The organism is Leucobacter sp. USHLN153 (assembly GCF_037145615.1).
Taxonomy (GTDB): domain Bacteria; phylum Actinomycetota; class Actinomycetes; order Actinomycetales; family Microbacteriaceae; genus Leucobacter.
Genome location: NZ_JBBCXE010000014.1, coordinates 1 through 223 on the forward strand (window position 1 = coordinate 1; position 223 = coordinate 223).

A 223-nucleotide genomic window follows, 5' to 3' on the forward strand; every position below is an offset into this window, starting at 1 on the left:
CGTTGGTTTGCGTGACGCTGTTGAAGATCTTCACGGGCAGCGTCTGCAGCGATGGGGACTGGATGAACAGGGACAGGATGACCTCGTCAAACGACGTCACGAACGCGAACAAGGCTCCCGCGGTCACGCCCGGCGCGATCAAGGGCAGCACGACGCTGAAGAACGTACGCAGCCTCCCCGCCCCGAGTGATGCAGAGGCTTGCTCGAGTCTCGGATCGAGCCC

At 62.8% G+C, this 223-nt stretch carries 1 protein-coding gene; it reads right to left on the reverse strand.

Translation table 11 applies throughout. The annotated features are described in order from the left end of the window. The coding region (locus WFH00_RS11915; RefSeq protein WP_336661053.1) for an ABC transporter permease at positions 1–223 on the reverse strand (223 nt) is incomplete at both ends.